Origin of the sequence: Mucilaginibacter aurantiaciroseus, from assembly GCF_024055595.1 — a bacterium.
GTDB classification, from domain to species: domain Bacteria; phylum Bacteroidota; class Bacteroidia; order Sphingobacteriales; family Sphingobacteriaceae; genus Mucilaginibacter; species Mucilaginibacter aurantiaciroseus.
Genome location: NZ_JAMXOF010000003.1, coordinates 225834 through 245721 on the forward strand (window position 1 = coordinate 225834; position 19888 = coordinate 245721).

At 42.5% G+C, this 19888-nt stretch carries 23 protein-coding genes; 10 read left to right on the forward strand and 13 right to left on the reverse strand.

What is annotated here, in order from left to right; all coding sequences use genetic code 11:
* Nucleotides 1–28 precede the first annotated feature (28 nt).
* A complete protein-coding gene (locus NAF17_RS14285) occupies nucleotides 29–667 on the forward strand; it encodes a LutC/YkgG family protein (protein WP_252758681.1) in 639 nt (212 codons plus the stop codon).
* 64 nt (nucleotides 668–731) lie between these two features.
* Here NAF17_RS14285 and NAF17_RS14290 read toward each other — a convergent pair whose 3' ends face one another.
* Genes NAF17_RS14290 through NAF17_RS14300 form a run of 3 tightly spaced genes read right to left on the reverse strand, consistent with a single transcriptional unit; the run spans nucleotide 732 to nucleotide 3062 of the window.
* Nucleotides 732–1823 (reverse strand): metallophosphoesterase, encoded by a 1092-nt coding sequence (locus NAF17_RS14290; RefSeq protein WP_252758682.1) that lies wholly within the window; start codon nucleotides 1821–1823, stop codon nucleotides 732–734.
* 43 nt (nucleotides 1824–1866) lie between these two features.
* Entirely contained in the window at nucleotides 1867–2346 is a 480-nt protein-coding gene (locus tag NAF17_RS14295) for a hypothetical protein (RefSeq protein ID WP_252758683.1), read from the reverse strand.
* 35 nt (nucleotides 2347–2381) lie between these two features.
* Nucleotides 2382–3062 carry a porin family protein gene (locus NAF17_RS14300; RefSeq protein WP_252758684.1) on the reverse strand — a complete coding sequence of 227 codons (681 nt, stop codon included), beginning with the start codon at nucleotides 3060–3062 and terminating at the stop codon, nucleotides 2382–2384.
* Between the two features lie 232 nt (nucleotides 3063–3294).
* Here NAF17_RS14300 and NAF17_RS14305 point away from each other — a divergent pair, with 232 nt between their 5' ends.
* From NAF17_RS14305 to NAF17_RS14330, 6 genes are all read left to right on the forward strand, one after another.
* Nucleotides 3295–3669, forward strand: a complete 375-nt coding sequence (locus tag NAF17_RS14305; protein WP_252758685.1) for a lipocalin-like domain-containing protein — start codon at nucleotides 3295–3297, stop codon at nucleotides 3667–3669.
* Nucleotides 3670–3768: 99 nt separating this feature from the next.
* Complete coding sequence (locus tag NAF17_RS14310) at nucleotides 3769–4218, forward strand: hypothetical protein (protein ID WP_252758686.1); 450 nt, start codon at nucleotides 3769–3771, stop codon at nucleotides 4216–4218.
* 1 nt (nucleotide 4219) lies between these two features.
* Nucleotides 4220–4861: a hypothetical protein gene (locus NAF17_RS14315; RefSeq protein ID WP_252758687.1), complete on the forward strand. Its 642-nt coding sequence runs from the start codon at nucleotides 4220–4222 to the stop codon at nucleotides 4859–4861.
* Nucleotides 4862–4887: 26 nt separating this feature from the next.
* Nucleotides 4888–5661, forward strand: a complete 774-nt coding sequence (locus tag NAF17_RS14320; protein WP_252758688.1) for a sensor histidine kinase — start codon at nucleotides 4888–4890, stop codon at nucleotides 5659–5661.
* A complete protein-coding gene (locus tag NAF17_RS14325) occupies nucleotides 5630–6268 on the forward strand; it encodes a response regulator transcription factor (protein WP_252758689.1) in 639 nt (212 codons plus the stop codon). Before NAF17_RS14320 ends, NAF17_RS14325 begins: the two co-directional genes overlap by 32 nt.
* Before the next feature lie 30 nt (nucleotides 6269–6298).
* Nucleotides 6299–7369 (forward strand): PA0069 family radical SAM protein, encoded by a 1071-nt coding sequence (locus tag NAF17_RS14330; RefSeq protein WP_252758690.1) that lies wholly within the window; start codon nucleotides 6299–6301, stop codon nucleotides 7367–7369.
* A gap of 176 nt (nucleotides 7370–7545) precedes the next feature.
* Here the strand turns inward: NAF17_RS14330 and NAF17_RS14335 are convergent, their stop codons facing one another.
* From NAF17_RS14335 to NAF17_RS14360, 7 genes are all read right to left on the reverse strand, one after another.
* Nucleotides 7546–7779 (reverse strand): hypothetical protein, encoded by a 234-nt coding sequence (locus tag NAF17_RS14335; RefSeq protein ID WP_252758691.1) that lies wholly within the window; start codon nucleotides 7777–7779, stop codon nucleotides 7546–7548.
* Nucleotides 7780–8010: 231 nt separating this feature from the next.
* Nucleotides 8011–8754 (reverse strand): zinc ribbon domain-containing protein, encoded by a 744-nt coding sequence (locus NAF17_RS14340; protein WP_252758692.1) that lies wholly within the window; start codon nucleotides 8752–8754, stop codon nucleotides 8011–8013.
* Entirely contained in the window at nucleotides 8754–9851 is a 1098-nt protein-coding gene (locus NAF17_RS14345) for a Nif3-like dinuclear metal center hexameric protein (protein WP_252758693.1), read from the reverse strand. Before NAF17_RS14345 ends, NAF17_RS14340 begins: the two co-directional genes overlap by 1 nt.
* 238 nt (nucleotides 9852–10089) lie before the next feature.
* Nucleotides 10090–10215, reverse strand: coding sequence for a hypothetical protein (locus NAF17_RS18165; protein WP_256474529.1), 126 nt, complete (start codon nucleotides 10213–10215; stop codon nucleotides 10090–10092).
* A 51-nt stretch (nucleotides 10216–10266) separates the two neighbouring features.
* The gene (locus tag NAF17_RS14350; protein ID WP_252758694.1) at nucleotides 10267–10638 is read right to left on the reverse strand and encodes a TM2 domain-containing protein; all 372 of its coding nucleotides are present in this window, start codon (nucleotides 10636–10638) and stop codon (nucleotides 10267–10269) included.
* A gap of 136 nt (nucleotides 10639–10774) precedes the next feature.
* Complete coding sequence (locus NAF17_RS14355) at nucleotides 10775–11080, reverse strand: DUF2752 domain-containing protein (protein ID WP_252758695.1); 306 nt, start codon at nucleotides 11078–11080, stop codon at nucleotides 10775–10777.
* Complete coding sequence (locus tag NAF17_RS14360; RefSeq protein ID WP_252758696.1) at nucleotides 11070–11486, reverse strand: DUF4199 domain-containing protein; 417 nt, start codon at nucleotides 11484–11486, stop codon at nucleotides 11070–11072. Before NAF17_RS14360 ends, NAF17_RS14355 begins: the two co-directional genes overlap by 11 nt.
* A 138-nt stretch (nucleotides 11487–11624) precedes the next feature.
* Between NAF17_RS14360 and mfd the strand changes: the two genes are divergently transcribed.
* On the forward strand, nucleotides 11625–14975 hold the full coding sequence (gene mfd / locus NAF17_RS14365; RefSeq protein WP_252758697.1) for a transcription-repair coupling factor: 3351 nt from the start codon (nucleotides 11625–11627) through the stop codon (nucleotides 14973–14975).
* 6 nt (nucleotides 14976–14981) lie between these two features.
* On the opposite strand, the gene NAF17_RS14370 is transcribed toward mfd, so the two are convergent.
* Nucleotides 14982–16085 (reverse strand): toxin-antitoxin system YwqK family antitoxin, encoded by a 1104-nt coding sequence (locus tag NAF17_RS14370; RefSeq protein WP_252758698.1) that lies wholly within the window; start codon nucleotides 16083–16085, stop codon nucleotides 14982–14984.
* 35 nt (nucleotides 16086–16120) lie between these two features.
* Nucleotides 16121–16657 (reverse strand): hypoxanthine phosphoribosyltransferase, encoded by a 537-nt coding sequence (hpt, locus tag NAF17_RS14375; protein ID WP_252758699.1) that lies wholly within the window; start codon nucleotides 16655–16657, stop codon nucleotides 16121–16123.
* A gap of 60 nt (nucleotides 16658–16717) precedes the next feature.
* Here hpt and NAF17_RS14380 point away from each other — a divergent pair, with 60 nt between their 5' ends.
* Both NAF17_RS14380 and def read left to right on the forward strand, forming a co-directional pair.
* Nucleotides 16718–17947, forward strand: coding sequence for a M16 family metallopeptidase (locus tag NAF17_RS14380; protein WP_252758700.1), 1230 nt, complete (start codon nucleotides 16718–16720; stop codon nucleotides 17945–17947).
* Nucleotides 17948–17968: 21 nt separating this feature from the next.
* Nucleotides 17969–18541 (forward strand): peptide deformylase, encoded by a 573-nt coding sequence (gene def / locus NAF17_RS14385; RefSeq protein ID WP_252758701.1) that lies wholly within the window; start codon nucleotides 17969–17971, stop codon nucleotides 18539–18541.
* Between the two features lie 210 nt (nucleotides 18542–18751).
* On the opposite strand, the gene NAF17_RS14390 is transcribed toward def, so the two are convergent.
* A complete protein-coding gene (locus NAF17_RS14390; protein WP_252758702.1) occupies nucleotides 18752–19879 on the reverse strand; it encodes a Fic family protein in 1128 nt (375 codons plus the stop codon).
* Between the last annotated feature and the right edge of the window lie 9 nt (nucleotides 19880–19888).

The following is a 19888-nucleotide window of genomic DNA, read 5'->3' on the forward strand; positions in this document are numbered from 1 at the left end:
ATTTTATACTTATTACTTTTGAATACTAATGAGGGATATCACTACATCAAAAGAAAAGCTTTTAAAAAAGGTACGTAAAGCGCTTTTAGAGAAACGCGACAATCCCTACCCCAACCTGGAAGACCTGCCCATGTATCCGCCCAACGAGGAAATGTTGGAGGTTTTATTTGCAGAAGAATTTACCGCAGTTAGTGGCCAGTTTGTTTTTTGTGAGGATGATGTACAATTCATAGAGAACCTGCTTGAACTTGCCGAAGAACGCAAATGGCATAAAATTTACTGTTGGGAACCCAAACTGCAGGAGATCCTAAATACTTACGAATACCCTTTTTTTGAAACCGATAAGGACTTTGACAAAGCCGAGGTTGGCTTTACCCTTTGCGAGGCTCTAATAGCCCGCAACGGCACTGTATTGCTCTCTAATGGCGATGCCGCCGGCCGCAGGCTAAGCATATACCCGCCGGTGCATATTGTGCTGGCCTACACTTCTCAAATGGTGCTCGATCTTAAAGACGGGTTTAAACTATTAAAAGAGAAATACGGCAACCGCCTGCCATCCATGATTACCCACGTTACCGGCCCAAGCCGCACTGCCGATATTGAGAAAACACTGGTACTTGGCGCCCACGGGCCAAAAGAGTTGTTTGTGTTTTTGCTGGATGGGTAGGTACTCTTGTAGAAACTCGATACTTCGCATCTTTTGCATCAACCAGGAGCGAAGTATCACGTTTTTATGATAACAATTTCAAATCTTCCAACCTGCTTTCCTCCAATACAATCCTTTCGCTAACCTTTTTGTAGTAAGCCCATTTAATGAGGCGGATGCAGCCATCGGCTATTTCTATCCCGGTGATATCGCCGTCGTTAAAGCAGCAACAGCCCGTGTTAAAGTAAGTATCCAGGTAACCGTTAAAATCTGGCTGGCTATTACCTTGCAGGTGCAGGGCAGTTATCCTCTTTTCAATTTCAGTAGCCTTTGTGGTATCATTGGCTTTTTTGGCATTATCTAAACCTATGTAAAGGATCTCCAGTTGCGTTAACGATTTAAACACCGGCTGGTGCGTATGCCCGGTTATCAGCAGCATATTCTTGCGCTGGCTGCTCCATTCGTACATAATGCGGTTATGGTCTGTTTTTAGCTGATTACTGTACGCCGGTGTGTTGGGGTTATTGCGAAGGTATCCCTGCAACGGCCCCCATACATTAGACACGAACCATTTACTGAACCAGTTACCATCGCTCTGCAAATCGCCCTGGTGGCCGTGGGTCATAAAAACTTCGAGGGGCTTCCCTTTTACTGTAGTTTGCAAAACCGCACCCTCATAAACCCGGATAGCGCGCCCGTAGATCTGGAACAGGCTAACAACAGCAAGGGGGTCGTTCCCCCAATATAAGTCGTGGTTGCCAAAGATCTTCACAAACCGGTCATCATTAATAAACTGTTTCTCTTTTTCAAACGTGGCTTTATTGTGGCGCTTAACGGTCACAAACAGGTTTTCCCATAACTCTTCGCTGTCGCCAAGGTTTATGTAAATGAAATCCTCTTTGTAGTAATGATCCAGCGCGGCCAGGTAATTTTTAGCCGATTTGGCAAATATATCCGCGCCATCTCGCGCACCCTTATGCTGATCTGATAGGATAATGAATTTGTTGTTATGAGCATTAAAAGGAATTACCAGGCCCTTTTTGCCGGGTTGGGTAGTAATGCTTTTGTAGAGTGAATTTAAAGCCTTGTTAACCCTCGTTTTGTTTGGCCGAGATGAAAACCTATCGGCAAGCTGTGATACAGGTTTATAAAGTAGCTTTTGCAAAAAACGGCGCATGTGGTGTAAACATGCGCCGTTGCTATTTGTGTGAACGAGGTTGTTAATAGTTGCCGGAACCGGTCGCGGTTGTTTGCCCGTTGGTAGTTTGGTCCATCATAGTTACCGAGAACTTATAAGATTTAACGCCGGTTTTTGTAACGGAGCCACTTAAAGAGTAAAATGATGCTGACTGGTTTACTATACTTATGGCATACAATTTATCGGTGAAACCTGCATTATCGGTATCGAAATTAGAAACGTTACTTGAGCCACTGCTTGAAGTTGGCATATTATAAATGGTAAATGATGCGCCACTTTGTGATGCAATGATTACATCTATATTACCCGATACACCGCTTGTAGCCGGGACTGATTGGCACATACCACTGTAAGGGTTACCCTTTATCGTGAAAGTACCTTTGCCTGAACCCATATCGCCGCCGCTACCGCCATCGCTGTCTTTTTTACAGCCGCCTAAAAACGCTACTACCAAAATCAGCAGCAGGCTTTTAATAAAAATGCTCCTTTTTAAAGTTTTCATATCTTTTGTTTTATGTGTTTGGTTTTGATTAATTTTTAGAAAGTGAACAGGTAGCTAAGGCCTGCAAAAGTGAATGAGCCCCCGGTTACTTTAATGTAATTGTAGCTAACACCCAAGTTTGATTTTTCGCCAATGTTGATGCCTACTTTAGCTGCCAATAAAAGATTAGTGGTTGATGCGGAAATGCCGCCTTCTTCATCATCTTTAAAAGATGCGCGTAAGCTGTAAAGGCCTATTTGGGGCTCTACAAAAAACATATCGCTAAGCTTAGCCAGGTAACCAATTTTAATAGGGATGCCAGAGTATTTATAAGTTACATCTTCTTTAGCTACAAAATAGTTGTACCCAATGGTGCCTGTTACCGCGCCCGCATCGCTCAAATGGTATAGGGCTTTTAAGTTGATCCCCACACCTACCGACGATGCCTTTTTAAAATCGCCAAGCGGCAACAATACCTCCGGCTCTAAACCAAAGCCAAATGTTGATGCAGAACCATCTGCAAATGCCGCATTCTTAAAAGCTATTTTTTGATCGAAAAGGTTTTTTTCGCTCATAAGGGGGCTAACCGTTGCCGGCTTAGCTACAAACGCCACAGACGAAGTTGTTGAAGCAACCGGCTGTGTGCTACCTGCAAGGTTGTTGTCCTGCGCATTGGCTGCAAAGCCTGCGCATAACAAAGGGATAAAAAAGAATTTAGAAAAGTTAAGGTTTTTCATGTTATTAATTAGTGTTGCCTACTCTGTTTCGTTTTCGGCTTTCCCGGCCACAATTGTTTGTAATTGCTTATTACAAATCTCTGTTTGAGGCAGGTGCGTATCAACGGGCTTAACACCTTAATTCACCTGTGTTTAGGCGGTGCAAATACGGTGTTTTCACGGTAAGCCACCTTTTACATCCTCAATAACTTAGCTGCACAATAAACATCAATCACACAATAATTAAAAACTCATGAAAAAACTATTATTTATCTTATTGCTATTATCGGCTTTTACGCTGGCCTTTACCGGCTGTAAAAAAAGCGGCGAAAACCCGTCATCGGTTTCTAAAAGCCAGATCACCGGCAAGTGGTTTTATGTTAAAATTATTGAAGATGGTGATACCGAAACCTTCACCGATGGCGAGTACATCAATTTTAACGAAAACGGAACCGCTTATGACAGTATGGATAACGATAATGGGCAGTGGAGCCTATCTGGCAATAAGCTAACCATTGTATCTAATAACCAAACCAATGTGGCTAACATTGATAAAATTACCAACAGCGAATTAGTAATATCATCTACCGATGATGATAAGAAACGGACTTTGTGTCTAAAAAAGTAGGCGCGGTAGGTGATTAATATATTGCTGATTTTTTTGCTTGCCAATTTCTTAGCTAAAGCTTAATTTACAAACACTTTAAAACACTTAAATCTTAAAACTATGCTTACAAAAATTTCAAACGACCGTTCGCCCGATAAACAACTCAATGGTGACGAAGTAACAGTTGGCCAAATCATTGATTTGTCTAAAAACTATTTTAAACATTCTTATATTGAAGAAAAGGGGCACATCAGGAAAATGAATTGCGAAAATGGCCATGTACCCGAAAAAAATGACACCCGCACTATAACATTCAAAAAAAGCCGCATAGATGAGTTTTTTGCCGCAAACCCCGGTTCTGATGATTTTATAATCCATATTGGCTTACACGATAAAAAAATCTATGACGCTCACCTGCCCGGTGAATATGAGGGCAAGTTAATGGTTGTCCTATCAACTAAAGATTTACAAAAACTGGCAGAAGGGGATGTAGTGATGATTGCCGGTATTAATGGTGGCGGTATTGATAACGGAAAACTTTGCCCTCCAGATTTAACCTGCCCTGTTTAATATGCTTTTATCTGCCTATTTGTTTTTCGAATTGCTGGCTTTTATAACATCTGTTGTAAGATACAAGGCGCTTAAGCATACCAGGTATATTTACTTTATTCCCTACTTGTTTTTTATCCTGATCTATGAGTACGGATCGATAGAGAACTGGTTCATTTTTAAACAGAGTAATCTTTGGATCACCAATATTACTCTGTTTATTTTCTTTTTATTTTACAGTATTTTCGTATATGGCTTAATTGAAACTGTGAAGTTTAAAGAGTGGATAAGGCGCCTTATTGTTTTGACCATTATCTGCTCTGCGGCAAATATGGCTTTTTTACAAGGTTTTTGGGGGCTGGATACCATTACTATTTTACTGCAATTTGCAATACTGATATCCATAACCTGCCTGTACTTTTACGAGTTAATGAACCTTACAGGTAAGGAGTTAAAGGTATTGAGGCTCCCGGGGTTTTGGCTTAATACCGGGGTGCTGTTCTTTTGCCTGGGGCAGTTTTTGTTTTTTTCGTCCTTTGCTTACATGGCTTATCTGAAAATTTACCAGTTCTCTGTTTTGCACCATGTAGTCGCTAATATTGCAAATGCTATTTTATATTCCTTTTTAACCATTTCGTTTTTATGCATAAGGACGAAGAACTAATAATATTGATAATTGCGGGCACAATCATGCTTTTGCTGTTAGGGATATTTATAATTAGTTTTTTGTTTTTTTACCAGCGAAAGCACAATCAAAATTCTGTTGATAAAGAGCAATTACATGCGCGCTTCCAGCAGGAACTCCTAAAAACTCAGGTAGAGATGCAGGAGCAAACGCTAAACCACATCAGCCGCGAGATTCACGATAACGTTACCCAGGTGCTCTCTTTTGTTAAACTAAACCTGGCAATACCGGCAAAGGCCACCCGCGAGCAGGCCGAACAAAAAATAAGCGAAAGCCGTAACCTTGTGGCACAGGTAATAAACGATCTGCGCGACCTTTCCAAAAGCTTAAGTTACGAACACATACTACAGATAGGGCTGGTACAAACCATGGAGATAGAGGTTGGGCGCATCAACAAAAGCGGCATTATTAAAATAGAACTTGCCATTGGCGGCAATGCCCATAATTTGGGCGAAGAGCGCGAACTGGTATTGTTCCGCATTTTTCAGGAAAGCCTTAACAACGCGCTTAAACATTCGGGCGCCAAACAACTAAAAGTAAGTTTGGATTATTTTGAACATTTATTTAACTTAACCATCCAAGACAACGGGAAGGGTTTTTCGGCAAATGAGCAGCTTAACAGCGGCTCGGGCCTGAGGAACATTGTGAACAGGGCTGCCTTAATTGGTGCTACTGCTGTTATTGACAGCGCGCCAGGCAAGGGTTGTTGCATTAAAATAGCTATTGACCCCCTTACACAAAACCCTCATGCCAACGGAAACCACCATAGCCTTAGTTGATGATCACCGCCTGTTCAGGAGTGGGATAGTATCGTTAATAAGCAGCTTTACAGGCTATAAAATTTTGTTTGAGGCCGCCAACGGTGAAGAACTTACCCGCAAGATCTCTCCTAAGTTTAAACCCGATATCATCCTGTTAGATATAAACATGCCCGTGATGGATGGCATAAGCACCGCCCAATGGCTGCGCGAAAAATACCCGGAGATCTGCATCATCATCTTATCGATGTTTGAGGATGCCGAAAAGGTGCTCACCATGGTAAAAATGGGTGTAAAAGGCTATTTACTTAAAGATGCCGAACCACATGAGTTTGAGCAGGCGCTAAAAAAAGTATCGGAAGGCGAACTCTACTACCCCGAATTTGTGACCCGCCACCTCGTGCACAATTTTAATAAGCACACCGAACAGGTTAAACTTAACAGCCGCGAAATTGAGTTCCTGAAACTCGCCGGCACCGAACTCACCTACAAAGAAATTGCTGACCAGATGTGCATTAGTGCGCGCACAGTTGACGGTTACCGCGACCAGCTTTTTGAAAAACTGCAGATAAAAAGCCGTGTAGGCCTCGTTTTATACGCCATAAAAAATAACATGATAGAATTGTAATTTGCTAAAATAATTAGCAAATTTGTTTCTATGTCACACGCGGAGAACGATGATTTTTTTAAGGGTAGAGGGGCTCAGGTAAACACCCACAATAAGTTTTTAAAAAACAAATATGTGCTGGACCACATTGAGGGGCTGGACGAACAACTCCTTGAAAATACCCATACCCAGCTTTTTGAAGAAACACCCAAGAAGATCGTCAGCATCTCTAATAGTCCCGATCTGAGTCATTTCCACTCTATAAACCCGTACCAGGGCTGCGAGCATGGCTGCATTTATTGCTACGCCCGCAACAGCCACGAATATTTTGGCTTTAGCGCCGGGCTGGATTTTGAGCGTAAGATCATCGTGAAACGCAACGCTGCCGAATTGCTCGAAAAATATTTTAATAAAAAAGGCTACTCGCCCATACCCATTATATTATCGGGCAATACAGATTGCTACCAACCTATAGAGCGGAAGCTTAAAATTACCCGTGCATTGTTAGAGGTGTTTTTAAAATACCGCCACCCGGTAAGCATCATTACCAAAAATAACGTAGTACTGCGCGATATTGATATTTTAAGCGAACTGGCCAGTATGCGGCTTGCCCATGTTAACGTATCTATCACCACGCTAAACGAATCGTTAAGGCAAAAACTGGAGCCACGCACCGTTACCGGGATGAGCCGCCTGGCGGTTATTCAAAAATTGACAGAAAAAGGCATCCCCTGCCGGGTAATGGTAGCGCCCATTATCCCGGGGCTGAACAGCAACGAGATCCCCGACATTATTAAAGCCGCTGCCGAACGTGGCGCGGTGGATGCGGGGTTTACTATTGTACGCCTGAATGGCGCCATTGCCGAGATCTTTACCGATTGGATAAACAAAGCATTCCCCGATAGGGCTGAAAAAGTATTGAATATGATCAAAGCCTGCCACGGCGGTAACCTTAACGACAGCGAGTTTGGCCGCCGCATGAGCGGCGAGGGCCACATCGCCCAATCTATCCATCAACTATACCGCATGGCTTGCGTACGCTTCTTGGCCGGCCGCGAAATGCCGGGATATGATTTGACTTTGTTTACGCCGAAAGGCGGGAAGCAAACGTGTATGTTTTAGGGGAGTATCTTATCTCATTTTTAATCGTCGAAGTTTTCAACTTCGACCCCAAATTGCGCAAGCATTCTGTTTGCGTAAGCTGAAGTTTACTGTGTTTTAGATGCGTAAAATTGTCCTAAAGAGATTGCTTCGTACCTTGTAATGACTCGTGGAGAGAATGAAGCTGTATAAGAATCTTACATCCTCAACCTTAACGATACCGACCTGCCCAAGGCCTGCACAAATTGCGGGTCAAGTATGTCATGCTCGCCTTCCTTCTGGATCCAGATGGTGTTTTGTTTGGTAAGTTGAAGTGTCTCGCCGTTTAGCAGCAGTTCAAGTTCAGTAGTATTTTGGTTAATAAGGCGGCTGTTTACTATTTGGTAAACGTAATCCTTATCATTAAAAGTAATCCTCAGCGGTAATCCCATATCTCAAATCTTCTCGGTGGTAAAGATAACCCTTAACGCTGGTAATGGAATTTTATTTGAAAAAAACTACAACTATGTCATTGCGAGCGACAGCGCGGCAATCTCAAAGGACATGCGGATATGCTGAGGTTGCCGCGTCGCTACGCTCCTCGCAATGACATGGTTTTGATAACAAAAAAAGGCCCCGTAAACGGGGCCTTTTGAATATAAATTTATAAACGTGGTTGCAAATTAAGCGTTCTCTTCTTCAAGAGCCATTAACTCATCAACCAGGATACGCCCGCAATGCTCGCAAACGATGATCTTTTTACGTTGACGGATGTCAGACTGGCGCTGAGGCGGGATCTGGTTAAAGCAACCAGAACATGAATCGCGCTGGATAGTTACTACCGCTAAACCATTTTTAGCGTTTGTACGCAAACGATTATAAGCGATTAATAAACGCTCGTCTGTAGTAGCTGTAGCTTTTTCTGCCTGGCCGGTTAATTCGTTTTCTTCTTTTTCAGTTTCGGCAGTAATAGTACCTAACTCATCTTTTTTAGCCTCAAGGTCGCTGCGGCGTGCTTCAAGGTCGGCAAGCGCTTTTTCGTAAATGGCGGTTTTTGAAGAGATCTCAAAACCAAATTCACGAATTTTTTTCTCGCTCACTTGTATATCTAAGCCTTGTATTTCAATTTCTTTCGAAATAGCGTCATACTCGCGGTTGTTTTTAACCTCATTAAGCTGAGTTTCGTATTTTTTTGTGTTAGCCTGAGAGTCTTTGATCAGGTTCTTGCGGGTTACAATTTCGTCCTCAAGATCATCAAGCTCGTTTTTAATTTTTTGTATGCGGGTTTCAAGGCCGGCAACATCATCTTCTAAGTCAGCAACTTCCATAGGCAATTCACCTCTTACCTGGCGTATCTTGTCAATTTTGGTGTGGATGAGTTGCAGGTCGTATAAAGCTTTAAGCTTTTGTTCTATGGTTTGTTCCATTAAATAAAATATTTGACGGGGTTTGTATTCACTTTTGTTAAACGGATGGCAAAGTTAAGAAATTTTTCTTGAATAATTTCGCACAATAATTGTTGCGTAAATTGCTCACTCTCAAAATGTCCAATGTCTGCAATCACTATTTTTCCTTCGGCATCAAAAAACTCGTGGTATTTATAATCGGCGGTAACAAAAACCTCGGCACCCGCGGCTATGGCATGCTTCAATAAAAACCCACCCGAGCCACCGCAAACGGCTACTTTTTTTACCTGTTTGCCGGTAAATGCCGTATGCCTTATCACCACGCAATCCATCGCGGCTTTTACTTCGCCTAAAAATTCGGCTTCGTCCATCGGCACTTCCAAGTCGCCTATCATCCCGCTGCCTATTTGCTGGTGCTGGTTGGTAAGGTTGTAAAGGTCGTATGCCACCTCTTCATATGGGTGCGCCAATACCAGCGCCATAATAATTTTGCTTTCCAGGTTAGCCGGATAGATGGTTTCTATCCGCATTTCTTCCTCGTGATGGCGCACTCCTGGTTCGCCCACATAAGGGTCGCTATTTTCGCTTCCTTTGAAAGTGCCCGTGCCCTCCGCGCTAAAACTGCATTCGCTGTACTCACCAATATGCCCTGCCCCTGCATGGAACAAAGCTTTGCGCACCTGCTCGGCCTGTGCAATAGGCACATAAGTAACCAGCTTTTTAAGTAGGTTATGCTTGGGTGCCAGTATGCGGGTATTGGTTAAGCCAAGGGTTTCGCAAATACGGGCGTTAACCCCCGTCATAATATTATCCAGGTTGGTGTGGATAGCATAAATAGCGATGTTATTGCGGATGGCCTTTTCCACCACGCGCTCTACATAGGTTTTGCTGTTGAACTTTTTAAGCCCATTAAATACAATAGGGTGATGCGAAATGATAACCTGGCAACCGGTAGCGATGGCCTCGTCAACCACGGCTTCGGTGCAATCCAGCGAGATCAACGCCTGGCTGATCTCCATATCGGGCTGGCCGACGATCAATCCACTGTTGTCATAATCTTCCTGCAAGGCCAGCGGGGCTATGCTTTCGAGGTAAGTAGTTAGCTGTGCTAATTTCATAATTGCACTAAGGTAATAAGGTAGGGCGATGTTTGGAAGGAATATTTTAACCTTACCCGGCCCTCTCCAAAGGAGAGGGTTGTCTCTATCTTTTTTAAGCCCTTTCCTTTGGAGTGGGCTTGGGTAAGGCCAAAAAAAATCAAAACGTACAGGTGATATTTTCTTTGGCGCTAACCTTTTTTGGGTTTACCAACGCTCACCGCGTTTTGATTTTTGTATTGCTTAGATAGCTTCCCCGTTATAAGGCAGCGTGTTTTATTTGGCGGGCCTTAAGTGTTTTAAGGTCGTTCATTAAAATGCTCATTAGTTCTTTGTCAAAGCGTGACACTAATTTATGGGTTGCAGATGTTTTTAAATTTTTCATGATTGTGATATGGTTTAAGAAATTAAAATATATGTGATAAAGTTTAGGTGATTATTGTTGATTATAGATGCCCATTTTGGCTATCTGGAAACTTTCGTATGCCATTTTTTGATTATAATCGTTCGCTAACGACTGGTGGTTGATCAGGTCGACAATGGTACCGATAAGGCAAAAGCCCCCGGTGAAAAAATAAAACAAACCCATTAGCGTTTGGCCTACCATAAACCTTTGCACACCGGCAATGCCTATAAAGCCAATTAGTGTGAAAATCAGTATATCCTGCGGGCTGCGCCTTTTGCTTGAATAGATCATATAAAAGCTTTGTTTTTGCGCGTCTGTTAAGTCGTTAGTTGCTTGATGTAGTGTTGCCATTTCCTCTGTTGTGATGCCTGGCAGCGACATATAAGGATTGTAAGTGTTCATCGTTTTAGTTTTTATTGTGTGATTTGATGATGTAAAACTACTATCGAATGACAATTTTGCCTACGGCTATTAGGCAGCTTATTGTAAACCATCGGTAAGCGCGGCAATTTATTCGGCGAAATACGGGAAGTTTTTTTTACCGACGGGGAGCGGTAAACTTATATTGCTTGTTTATAGCAAGCGTGTAGATCCGGTATAGTAAAAGCAGCAAAACGGGCATGCCAAGCCAATGCGCCTGGAAAGAGCTTTTAACATAACCCCTAAACAAATAGGAAATAACATGGCCAAGGCCGCACCCCGGGCACCAGGTAATGCCAAGCAATTTTAATGGGCATAAACTAAAGTGGCTTTGGCCTGCCGGGTTTGTAAACGCCAGGCAGATCAAAGCCACAATCCAGAAGATTAATTCGAAATACCTGTTAAATATTTTCTTAATCGACACGGTTGCTTTTAGTGGTAAGCAATAAAGATACTGCAAAAGCCTCTAATACACCAACAAGCAGGGCGCCAAAAATACGGCCGCTAAAGCTTTGGAACGTGGTATCGTTACTGTCTCCATTACCCCAGTTTATAAAAACGATACCGGCAAATATCGCTATAACGCCGCCTACCATTAAAATTTTTAAGCTTTGTACCAATGCTTCTAAAAAGCCCATGTTGCCTTTAAGCTCGCCGTCCCTTAACTTTCTTACGCCAAAATATAAACCTATAAGCGGGATCAGTATGGATACATATTCGATTGGGTTTGTTTTACTGTCTGATAAATTATAACCTGTTTGGCGCATAACAAAAAGCCATACCACGCTTAAAACGCCTATTATTGATCCAAATATTACCGAGTTTTTCATGTTACGAGAGTTTAGTTCTGTGTTGTTGTTTTTAAATATCATTTAAAAGTAAACATAAACACTAATTGTTTGCTTTAATTTTAATGATATATAGTTCGGCCTGTAAAAAAAGGCTTTTTTACCTATATTTACACCGTTTTGAACATCCGTGATATATTAGAGCGATACAAGGCCGACGAACGGATAAAGGCATTGGCGCAAGCCTTAAATGCCGGTAAAAGTCCAAGGGTGCAGCTTCGTGGTTTAGTCGGGTCGGGTGATGCGGCCTTGGCGGCAGCATTATATTTTTTGCAGCACAAGCACATGGTGTTTGTACTGCCCGAGCGCGAAGAAGCCGCCTATTTCCTGTCCGACCTGGAGAATTTAACAGGTAAAGAAGTCCTGCTTTTCCCATCATCATACCGCAAGCCATTTGAATTTACCCAGCCTGACAGCAGCAATGTGCTTGCCCGTGCCGAGGTATTGAATGAGCTTAACCACGCTACCGAATACGGGCAGCTGATAGTAACCTACCCCGAGGCTTTGGCCGAAAAGGTAATTGACCGGGCATCGCTGGAAAAAAATACGCTGGAAATTTCTGTCAACAATAAACTAAGTATCGATTTCATCACCGAGTTTTTGGTGGAGTATGATTTTGACCGGGTGGAATTTGTTTACGGGCCGGGGCAGTTCTCTGTACGTGGTGGAATTGTAGACATTTTCTCTTTTTCGCATGACCTCCCTTACCGGGTAGAGTTTTTTGGCGATATTATCGAATCGATCCGAACTTTTGAAATAGAAAGTCAGCTATCGGTTGAGCAGGTGAAAACTATCACCATTGTACCTAACGTACAATCTAAATTCTTAACAGAGAATAATATTTCGCTGCTGGAATATGTGGAACCCGGCACACAGGTGTGGATAAAAGATGTGCAGTTTACGTTGGATATCATCCAAACCGGGCACAAAAAAGCCACCCAGTTATGGAAGGCTTTATCTGCCGATGAAAAGAACCAGAACCCGGATTGGATAGACCCTAAATTTAGCTTTACTGACGAGAAACTGATTGCCGACCAACTGCACGACTTTCCACTGGTTGAATTTGGTAAGCAATTTTTTTATAACGATGCAACGCCTATTCATTTTGATATGCGCCCGCAACCATCGTTCAATAAGGATTTTAGCCTGCTGATCCATAACTTTAAAAACAACGAGGCCGAAAAGATAGAGAACTATATCCTTACCGATTCGGCAAGGCAGGTAGAGCGGCTTTATGCTATCCTGGAAGACCTGGACAAGACCGTAAAGTTTACCCCGGTAAGCATCAGCATCCGCGAGGGTTTTATTGATCGCGAACAAAAGCTGGCTTGCTATACAGATCACCAGATCTTTGACCGTTATTATAAATACAAGCTTAAAAAAGGCTACCAGCGCTCGCAAGCCATTACACTTAAAGAGCTGCGCGACCTTAAGCCCGGCGATTTTGTAACCCATATCGACCACGGCATCGGCAAATATGCCGGCCTCGAAAAAGTAGAAGTGAACGGCAAAACACAGGAGATGATCCGTTTGGTGTATGCCGATAACGATTTGCTGTATGTAAACATCAACTCGCTTAACCGCATCAGCAAATACAGCGGCAAAGAAGGCACCGAACCCCGCATGAACAAGCTGGGTACCGATACCTGGGAACGCCTCAAGAAAACCACAAAAAAAAAAGTTAAGGACATTGCCCGCGACCTAATCAAGCTGTACGCTCTGCGTAAAACACAGGATGGGAATGCCTTTTCGCCCGATAGCTATTTACAAACCGAACTGGAAGCATCTTTCCTTTACGAAGACACGCCGGACCAGGAAAAAGCCACCGTTGATTTCAAGAAGGATATGGAATCTCCGCACCCTATGGACAGGCTGATTTGTGGCGATGTGGGCTTCGGTAAAACAGAAATTGCCATTCGTGCGGCGTTCAAGGCCGTTGCCGATAGTAAGCAGGTGGCTATACTTGTGCCTACAACCATTTTAGCGGCCCAGCATTACAAAACATTTAGCGACAGGCTAAAGGGCTTCCCCGTAAATATAGATTACGTAAACCGCTTTAAAACCAGCAAACAGATCAAAGATACCCTTGCGGGATTGAAAGAAGGCAAAGTGGATATCATCATCGGCACGCACCGTTTGGTGAGCAAGGATGTGAAGTTTAAGGATCTAGGTTTGATGATCATTGACGAGGAACAAAAATTTGGCGTAACGGTAAAAGAAAAACTGAAACACATGCGCGCTAATGTGGATACATTAACGCTAACGGCCACGCCTATCCCGCGTACGCTGCACTTCTCTTTGATGGGCGCGCGTGACCTTTCCATTATCTCTACCCCACCGCCAAACCGCCAGCCGGTACTTACCGAACTGCATGTTTTTAACGATACGCTGATTAAAGACGCTGTACAGCAAGAGATAGACCGCGACGGGCAGGTATTCTTTATCCATAACCGCGTTGCCGACCTGCCACAGCTTGGCGGCATGATCCAGAAACTAGTGCCAAAAGCGCGCATAGGTATTGCCCACGGCCAGTTGGAGGGCGATGCGCTGGAAGATGTGATGCTAAAGTTTGTGAACCACGAGTACGATGTATTGGTGGCTACTACCATCATAGAGGCCGGGTTGGATATCCCCAACGCAAATACTATTATCATCAATCATGCCCACATGTTTGGCCTGAGCGACCTGCACCAGATGCGCGGCCGCGTTGGGCGGAGCAACAAAAAGGCGTACTGTTATTTGCTGAGTCCGCCGCTTTCTACTTTAACCAACGAGGCTCGCAAACGGCTTAGTGCCATTGAAGAGTTTAGCGACCTGGGCAGCGGCTTTAACGTTGCCATGCGCGATTTGGACATCCGCGGCAGCGGGAACCTTTTAGGGGCGGAACAAAGCGGTTTTATAGCCGAAATCGGGTTCGAAATGTACCATAAGATATTGGATGAAGCCATACAGGAACTGAAGGAAGACGAATTTAAAGGCGTGTTCCCTGATGATAAGCCAAGGCCGTTCATCAGCTTTACACAGATAGATACCGACCAGGAGATCCTAATCCCGGATGAATATGTAACCAACATCGGCGAACGCTATAACCTGTACACCGAACTTAGCAAACTGGAAAACGAAACAGAACTGCAAGCCTTTAAACAGCAACTGCACGATAGGTTTGGCCCTATCCCGCCGCAGGTACACGATCTGTTGAACTCCATGCGCCTGCAATGGTTAGGCAAGGCAATAGGTTTCGAGAAAGTATCTTTGAAAAAGAATGTGCTGCGCGGCTATTTCATCACCAACCAGCAATCGGCCTATTTTGAAACCGAGGCGTTTAAAGAAGTGCTTGAATTTGTACAGCGCAACCCACGCCGCACCAATCTTAAGGAAGTTAAAAACACCCTCCGCCTGAGTGTAGAGCGTATTGGCAACATAGACGAAGCGCTGGAGATATTGAGTGAGATGATGGTGGTTGGGGTGTAAAAAACTTTAATCAAAATTTCTCGGCACAACAGGCAATGCGCCTATGGGAATCTCACGGTAAAGCGGTACTTGATAATTTTCGACCGTTTTTTGAAAATAATTAAACCTGGTTTTTTTTTGAATCCCCAACGTAACTGCGAATTGCGTTCGTAATGGTATACCGTATAATTTCGCGGGCACCCATTTTGGGCATTGCTCAACGGCAATTTTCAACGCACTCAGCAAGTCGTCCGAAACGGGCTCAATTGTAGTGAAATGCGTTACCTTTCCATCAGTTTCAATCTCGAAATATATCTGAACGGAGTCTATATTTACACTAAGAACTTTAGGGGCTTTCAAGTTTTTCTTTAGCTTACTTACAAAAGTTACGATATCTTTTTCATTGTGCGCCGGTATATATAAATCATTAAATGTATAAGATTTACCAGTGGTCAACTCCCGGCTATTACCAGACTGATAAACATTTTTTTTATATATTAATTGATACTTCACATCATTAATATCTCTTGAGAACCCTTCCCACACACCGTCCATTTTACCATCTTTAATAGGGCCTTTTAAAAAAACTTTAAAATCAGCGTCATATACTATTGCTTGCCCGTTGCCTTCTGTACATATCCGTATACCCGACATATCGTAAAAATCGATTATTCTAACGTCATTTGGGTAGTAGAGATAATTTATTCGGTTTTTAATAACTAAATGCAGTTTGGCATTTTCATAATATAGGTACTCTATGCCGTTTTTTACCCCGTCAGTGTATTCACAGATGCTTTCTCTTGATCCGGATGGATAAAACGCAATGCGTTTTCCATTATACTGACCAATTCCATTTTTAAGATTTATGGATTCTGCTTTACATTGTGTAGCCGATTTTAACTTCCCATCAAAATAAAATTCCTTTATTTCAACAATTTTATCATCTTCTTCAAACGGGGGCAATACACGTATAAAATTAGCACTATCAATTGTGGGCATAATCCTTTGTGCATAGCCAACAGCTCTAACGTAATAAAAGCTTGTATCACGGTTTTGCGCATTAATTATATTCCCGAGAAAGGAAAGCGCAATAAGTACGATTGACTTTTTTAAAAATCGAGAAATAATCATAACTGTGATGAGGTATTTTTTCTACCTTAAAGATATTAAATCTTTTTATAAATCCCTCTCAAATTTCTACCCAGTTCCCGGTAATCCAGTCCGTAGCCTACTACAAACTCGTTAGGGATCTGGAAGGCTACGTATTTTAGTTCTTCGATGCTGTGCTCAACCGAATCGGGTTTAAAAAGCAGGGTACAAACGGTGATGGATGCCGGGTTACGCACCTGTAATTTTTCAATAAGGTATTTAATGGTATTGCCGCTGTCGATAATATCCTCCAGAAGGATCACATCTTTACCGGTGATGTTTACGTGCAAATCAAAATCATCGCGGATGGTGCGGGTACTGGAGAGTCCGCCGAAATAGGAGGCCAACTTGGTGAAGGTAACTTCGCAGGGCACTACAATCTCTTTCACCAGGTCGGACGCAAACATGAAACTGCCGTTAAGGATGCCTACAAATATGGGCTGTCGGCCTTCAAAATCATCATTTATCTGCTGCGCCAGCTCAACAATGCGTTGCTGGATGGTTTCGTGCGAATACATTGGCGCAAATTCAAGGTCAGCTATTTGTAGTTTCATATCGTAAACATACGCAAAGCCAAACAAATTGCATGTTTATACGCTATCTTTGAAGCTTTTATGACAGATCACCAGGTTCACGCGCTGCCAAACGGCATCCGCATATTATTTAAACATTCGCCGTCGCCTATTACACATTGCTGTTTTGTGCTCAATGCGGGCTCGCGCGATGAGTTGCCCAAAAAAGAAGGTCTCGCTCATTTTATTGAACACCTGCTGTTTAAAGAAACGGAGAGGCGCAACACCCCGCAGATCCTGAACCGGCTGGAATTGGTTGGCGCCGACTTGAACGCCTACACCACCAAAGAATACACCTGCATCCACGCTTCGTTGTTAAAACAACATTTAGAGCGCACGGTAGACCTGTTCGAGGATATCCTGTTCCACTCTACCTTCCCCGAAGATGAGATGGAGAAAGAACGCGGCGTGATTTTGGACGAGATCTCGTCATACCTGGACCAGCCCGAAGAAGCCATACAAGACGACTTTGAAGAATACCTTTTTAAGGGCCACCCCATAGGTAACAATATTTTAGGCACGCCTAAGAGTGTTGGGGTATTAAATGGTGCAGACATCAAACAGTTCATCACCGCTAATAACAACACCCACCAAATGATCTTCGCCGTTTATGGCGATTACGATTTTACAAAACTTGTGAAACTGTGCGAAAAGTATTTTGGCAGCGTGCCGGAGAACACCAACCAAAAACAACGCATAGCACCCGCGCCAATAAGCCGCGGCATCTATATTTTAAAGAAACCCATCTCGCAAACGCATTGTATCATTGGCGGGCGGGCGTACCCATCGGCACATCAAAATAAATATGGCCTGTTGTTGCTAAACAACGTTTTGGGCGGCATGGGCATGAGCAATCGCTTAAACCTGGAGATAAGGGAAAAGCATGGTATCGCTTACACCATCGAATCTAATTATACTTCGCTAACCGATACCGGCATTTTTTCTATTTACTTTGGTACCGATGCCGAAAAGGCCGATAAAGCCCTGAAGCTGGTGCATAAAGAACTAAAGAAACTGCGCGAGAATAAATTGGGCGCGGTACAGCTGCGCCAGGCAAAAGAAAAGTTTATAGGGCAGATAGCCCTGGCCGAAGAAAGCCGCATGAGCCTTATCATTTCTATGGCTAAAAGCCTGATGGATTTTGGCCGGATAGATTCATTGGAAGACATTTTCGCCAAAATAAACTCGGTTACCGCCGAAGACCTGCTGGAAATTAGCAATGAAATATTTGATAATGACCGTATGATAACCTTATTATTTGAGCCTAAATAAGAAAACTTCTACCTTTGCACCATGAAATATCCTATAATAGCATACGGCGACCCTGTTTTAAGGAAAAAGGCCACGTCTATTGAGCCAGATGAGTACCCAAACATTAAAGAATTAGTGGGTAATATGTTTGATACCATGTATGGCGCGCGCGGTGTTGGCTTGGCTGCACCACAGGTGGGCATGTCTATGCGTTTGTTTGTGGTTGATGTTACCCCGTTTGATGATGAAGAGCCTGCGCTTAAGGATTTCAAAAAAGTATTTATAAATGCCACCATTTTGGAAGAAACCGGCGAAGAATGGTCTTTTAACGAAGGCTGCCTAAGCATCCCGGATATCCGCGAAGATGTAAGGCGCAAACCAAGCATCAAGATCTCTTACTACGACGAAAACTGGAAACACCATGAAGAAACCATTACCGGTATGGCTGCCCGCGTTATCCAACATGAGTACGACCATATAGAAGGTAAATTATTTACCGATAAATTAAGCCCGCTGCGTAAGCGTTTAATAGAAAAACGCCTTAACGATATCTCTAAAGGTTCTGTTGACGTTGATTACAGGATGAAATTCCCGGCTGCGAAGAAAGGACGTTAGAAGGTTGGAGATTGGTTAATTAGAGATTAGGCCCTATATGTCTCACATAAATACTATATAAACGAAAAAGCAGGATGTTGAACATCCTGCTTTTTTTATGCTTAAAAATTATATTCCTTATACACATTTTTAGTGTACATGTATAGAAAATTGCCATTTTCTATACATGTACATTTTAATATGTATAATTTTAATCTTTTTCTATATACATTATGATTGTACAATCGGATTGATGGTTTGAATTGGCGGAGCTTGTTGTCTGTATTCCACCTCGTTTTTAAATAGCCTGAATAATGGAACGTTTATGTAAAAATTACTCCTACCTATTTTCTCCTTTTTTAAAAAACCACGCTTGACTAATAAGGCTGTATATTTAGATGCGGTCAACCTTGAGATCATTAACTCTTTCATCACAAATTCAATTTTTGTGTAAGGATGTCTAAAAATGTTATTTAACAGGTCTTGACTATAAACCTTCGGCAATTCTTTACGAATACGCATCTTATAATCTTGCATTAAAGATCGCATCTGCGAAATCAATACTATAGTTTCTTTTGCCGTTTGTTCAATGCCATTTAGCATATAAACAATCCACTCTTCCCACTCACCCGTGTCTCGAACTTTTTGTAACAGTCGATAATAGTCTGCTTTATTTTTAATTATATATCCGCTTAGATATAATATCGGTAAATCGAGTAAATCATGGACAACTAAATATAAAATATTTAAAATTCTACCTGTCCTTCCATTTCCATCATAAAAAGGGTGAATACTTTCAAATTGATGGTGAATAACTGCCATCTTAATTAATGGGTCAAGGTCGCTGTCAATGCTGTCATTCATAAACTTAACCATATTGTCAATCACCTCAACTATCTTATCATATTCTTGAGGTGGTGTATAAATACTTTCTCCGGTAGCTTGATTGATTAGTTCTGTTCCCGGCACCTTTCTAAACCCGGCATCGTTTTGTTCAAGTATTTGTTGTATTTGTATAATATGATTGGTAGTGAGTATTTTATTCTTTCTAACGAGATCGAATCCATGTTTTAGCGCTTCCGCATAGTTATTAACTTCTTTTGCAGATGCATTTGAAATCAATTCCTCAAAAAGCTGTGCTTTATATAGTTCATCATGAGTAGTAATAATGTTTTCAATAGCTGAACTATCTTTCGCTTCCTGCAGCGCTAACGTATTTATTAATATGCTTTCATTGGGTATAGTAGCGGCAACGCCTTTTAGCTCTGCTAACCTTCTATGTGCAGAAGGCAGCTTTTTTAAAACTATCTTGCTTTCTAAATCCTTTTGAGGGGGCAATAATGGAATATTGTAAAACATCGATTAAAT